Below are 3,890 nucleotides of genomic sequence, written 5' to 3'. Positions count from 1 at the left end.
ATGACCGCCCGCCTCCGGCTGGCGATCGACGCCCTCGCGGCCGGGCTGCCGGCCGCGCCGGAGCCTCTTACGCCGCCGGGATGAACCGCAGCGTGCCGGCCCGGCGGGTCGGCTGGCCGGTGTCGCTGGTGTGGTTGACCCCGTCCATGACCGGCACCGCGGGGAAGTCGAACGGGCTGACCCCGTCGAGGCAGGCCACGTTCACGGCGTAGAGGTCTTGGTTCGAGCGCCGCTGGTGGTGGGTGTAGATCCCGCAGCGGGAACAGAAGAAGTGCTCCGCCGTCCCGGTGTGGAAGCGGTAGCGGGTCAGCGTCTCCGCGCCCGCCAGGATCTCGACCCCGCCGGCCTCCGCCATCGCGACGACGGCACCGCGCATCCGGCAGTAGGAGCAGGTGCAGCGGCGGATCGAATCGAAGCCGTCGCCGAGGGTCGCCCGGAAGCGCACCGTGCCGCAATGGCACTGGCCGGACCGGATGGTGGCCCGGTCGATGGCTTGGTCGGTCATGGCGCCTGTCCTGTTCCGATCGCCGCCGGGTCCGGTCCGGCCGGGCGCGTGCCTCCGGCGACCGCGCTCACCGTCGCGCCGGGGGTAGCCCCGGGATCCGGGCCGGACAATCCCTGAAAAGCGCGCGCGTCGCGTGAGGAAAAGGCACGCTGGGGTTCTCGATCGGGGCCGCGCCGCCCGGTTTGCCGAGGGCGGGGACGCGGATTGCCATCCCGAAGCTTCATCTGTACCTACTAGTTGGTAGGCGGTGCAGCAGGCGCCGCCGCGGCAACGGCTCCCGAGAGAGCCGCGTTCGGAGGAACACCGGGATGGAGAATTGGAACGGCTACCGGGGCGAGCTGATGGCCACGCTGGGTCAGATCGGCCAGATCAGCCCGGACCTGCTGCACGCCCACGATAAGCTGGCCTCGGCCCAGCCGAAGGTGCCGCAGCTCGACGCCAAGACCCGGGAGCTCATCGCCCTCGCGGTGGCGGTGACGACCCGGTGCGACGGCTGCATCGCCTTCCACACCGACGCCGCCCGGAAGGCCGGCGCGACGAAGGAGGAGATGGTCGAGGCGCTGGGCGTCGCCGTCGCGCTGAATGCCGGCGCGGCGCTGGTCTACAGCGCCCGGGCCTTCGACGCCTTCACGCGCGATCCGGGCTGAGCGGCCCGCGACCGGGGCGCTGCCGCGGGGGCGCCCCGGACCCGGCCGTCGCGCGCCCTATCCCGCCACGTCCAGGCTGCGGGCCTCGCTCACGAGGTGGTAGAACCGCCCGTCGAACATCTGCATCACCGCCTCGGTGGCGGCGTGGGATTCCGGCCGGATCGACGAGGCCAGGCAGGCGTCGAGCGCCGCCTGATCCAAAAAATCCATCTCCAGGATCATGGCGATCGGCCGGGCGTCGGCATCCTTGGAGACCAGGCGCTGCACCCGCACCGCGGTCACCCCCGGGAAGCGCCGCCAGAACGGCTCCAGCTCGTCCCGGACCCGGCGGAAGAACGCGTCGTCCTGGCCGTCGCGCACCGTGCCCTCGTAGATCGCGGTCCTGGTCAGCATCGGGCGTCTCCACAGGTTCGAGCGGTCAACCGGCGAGCGCCGGGTTCGCTCCGCCGGGTTCGCTCCCGCCGGGTGACAGGGCGGCCGCGCTGTCGGCCGGCGCGGTGTTCCCGGCCTTCACCCGGGCGGGCGAATCGGGGTATCGCATCCTCAGCCCATCGCGACGATGCGGGAGAGACCGGGATCCGCCCACCAGAGGGGGACCCGGCGCCGACGGAGCAACCGCCCCGGAAACTCTCAGGCACCGGAACCGTGTCGTCAGGGCGATCTGGAGAGCGGTGCAGCGGATCCTTTCGGGTCCGTGGGTACCCGCCGAAGGGGACGTCCGCGCCAGCCTCGCCAGGGCCGGCCGGATCAAGCTCTCAGGCACCGGGACAGATGGGGCGCGAAAACCGGCCGACCCGCAGGGGGAGGGCCTCACCGCGTCCGCACGTCCCGGAGTCCCCATCATGACCCACATCGCCGTCATCGGCGCCGGCATCACCGGCGTGACCACCGCCTACGCGCTCGCCCGGCGCGGCTACAGCGTCACCGTCCTCGACCGGCAGCGCTACGCCGCCATGGAGACCTCCTTCGCCAACGGCGGCCAGCTCTCGGCCTGCAACGCCGAGGTCTGGAACAAGCTCTCCACCGTGCTCCACGGCGTCCAGTGGATGCTGCGCCGCGACGCGCCGCTGCTGATGAACCCGGCCCCGTCCTGGCACAAGCTGTCCTGGATGGCGGAGTTCATGCGCGAGATCGCCCATTACCGGCAGAACACCGTTGAGACCGTGCGGCTGGCCCTCAAGGCCCGCACCGCCCTGTTCGCCATGGCCGAGGCCGAGGGCATCAACTTCGACCTGAAGACCCGCGGCATCCTGCACTTCTACCGGGACCGGGCGAGCTTCGAGAAGGCGCACGCCGTCAACGCCCTGCTGCGGGAGGGCGGGCTCGAGCGCTACGCCGTGACCCCGGAGGAGATCCGGGCGATCGAGCCGACGCTGGCCGGCGCCTACGCGGGCGGCTTCTTCACGCCCTCGGACGCCACCGGCGACATCCACACCTTCACCCGGGGCCTCGCCGCCGCCTGCGTCCGCAGGGGCGTCCGCTTCGTCCACGACGCCAGCGTCGAGACGATCGCGGCCGGGGCGGGGGGCTACGCCATCGGCTGGCGCAGAACCGATCATCTGGCCGACCGCCCGGCCGCCGCCCCGCAGGCCCTGACCGCCGACGCGGTGGTGATCTGCGCGGGCTGCGCCAGCCGGCGCTTCGCCGCGATGCTCGGGGACCGGGTCAACGTCTACCCGGTGAAGGGCTACTCGATCACCGTGAATTTGCTGACCCCGGAGGCGCAGGCTGCGGCCCCGGAGGTCAGCATCCTCGACGAGGCGGCCAAGATCGTCACCAGCCGGCTCGGCGACGCGCGCCTGCGGGTCGCCGGCACCGCCGAGTTCAACGGGTTCAACCGCGACATCCGGCACGACCGGGTGCAGCCGCTGATCGACTGGACCCGGGAGCAGTTCCCGCTTGTCGACACCGACCGGGTGGTGGCCTGGAGCGGCCTGCGGCCGATGCTGCCGAACATGCTGCCCAAGGTCGGGCGCGGCCGCCGGCCCGGCGTGTTCTACAACACCGGCCACGGCCATCTCGGCTGGACCCTCTCGGGCGCCACCGCCGAACTCGTCGCCGAGGCGGTGGCCGCCGAGCATGCCCCGGAGGCCGCGGGCCTGGATCTGGCGGCCTAGGGCATCGCCCCGAAAAGTGGTTGCCGGATTTCGGAAAAGGTGATGCACATTCAAAGACCTGGCGCATCATGCCGGTTCCGATATCCGGCACGATGCGCCAGGGCATCGTCCCGAGCGATGTGGGCCGGGACGCCTTCAGATCGACAGCGGGACGCCGCAGGAAGACGCGGCGGCCCGCAGAGCCGCGTCCCGTGTCGCCAGGGGCAGCCCATGACGGATCGCCAGTTCGAGATAGCTCGCGTCGTAGGCCGTCAGCCGGTGCGCCTGGGCGAGCACGAGGGTCTCCGTCCAAGCCCGCTCCGGCGAGGGCGGGTCGATCCGGACCGGCAGGTCGCCCAGGATGGTCAGGGCCTGCCGGCGTTCGGCCGCCGTGATGCGCTGGCGCCGCTCGGCCATGAGCATGACGTTGGCGACCTCGAACGGCCACAGGGCCGGAACCGTGGCGCCGGCTTGCGCCACCCGGTCGAGCAGGGCGTCCGTGGCTGCGTCGCCCTCGTCCGGCAGGATCCAGCACAGGGCGGCGGAGCAGTCGAGAACGCAGGCGCTCACCGCCGGCCTTCGTCGCGCAGCGCCCTCATCTCCGCCGCGTCGAACCGCACGCCCCGCGCGGCGATGCCGGCT

General features: G+C 72.2%; 5 protein-coding genes and 2 riboswitches. Of the genes, 2 read left to right on the top strand and 3 right to left on the bottom strand.

Annotated elements, in window-relative coordinates; all coding sequences use genetic code 11:
• Window positions 1-67: 67 nt before the first annotated feature.
• On the bottom strand, window positions 68-505 hold the full coding sequence (locus FV228_RS22630; RefSeq protein WP_147856656.1) for a GFA family protein: 438 nt from the start codon (window positions 503-505) through the stop codon (window positions 68-70).
• Between the two features lie 308 nt (window positions 506-813).
• Between FV228_RS22630 and FV228_RS22625 the strand changes: the two genes are divergently transcribed.
• The gene (locus FV228_RS22625; RefSeq protein ID WP_147856655.1) at window positions 814-1,152 is read left to right on the top strand and encodes a carboxymuconolactone decarboxylase family protein; all 339 of its coding nucleotides are present in this window, start codon (window positions 814-816) and stop codon (window positions 1,150-1,152) included.
• 57 nt (window positions 1,153-1,209) lie between these two features.
• Here the strand turns inward: FV228_RS22625 and FV228_RS22620 are convergent, their stop codons facing one another.
• Entirely contained in the window at window positions 1,210-1,545 is a 336-nt protein-coding gene (locus FV228_RS22620) for a hypothetical protein (protein WP_147856654.1), read from the bottom strand.
• A 159-nt stretch (window positions 1,546-1,704) separates the two neighbouring features.
• Window positions 1,705-1,808: riboswitch (glycine riboswitch) on the top strand.
• A 3-nt stretch (window positions 1,809-1,811) separates the two neighbouring features.
• Window positions 1,812-1,925: riboswitch (glycine riboswitch) on the top strand.
• 69 nt (window positions 1,926-1,994) lie between these two features.
• Here FV228_RS22620 and FV228_RS22615 point away from each other — a divergent pair.
• The gene (locus tag FV228_RS22615; protein WP_147856653.1) at window positions 1,995-3,269 is read left to right on the top strand and encodes a D-amino acid dehydrogenase; all 1,275 of its coding nucleotides are present in this window, start codon (window positions 1,995-1,997) and stop codon (window positions 3,267-3,269) included.
• A 135-nt stretch (window positions 3,270-3,404) separates the two neighbouring features.
• Here FV228_RS22615 and FV228_RS22610 read toward each other — a convergent pair whose 3' ends face one another.
• Window positions 3,405-3,818, bottom strand: coding sequence for a type II toxin-antitoxin system VapC family toxin (locus FV228_RS22610; RefSeq protein WP_147856652.1), 414 nt, complete (start codon window positions 3,816-3,818; stop codon window positions 3,405-3,407).
• Window positions 3,819-3,890 lie beyond the last annotated feature (72 nt).

The sequence above is a fragment of the Methylobacterium sp. WL18 genome (genome assembly GCF_008040015.1).
GTDB lineage: Bacteria > Pseudomonadota > Alphaproteobacteria > Rhizobiales > Beijerinckiaceae > Methylobacterium > Methylobacterium mesophilicum.
This window is presented reverse-complemented; position numbering and strand designations above follow the sequence as displayed.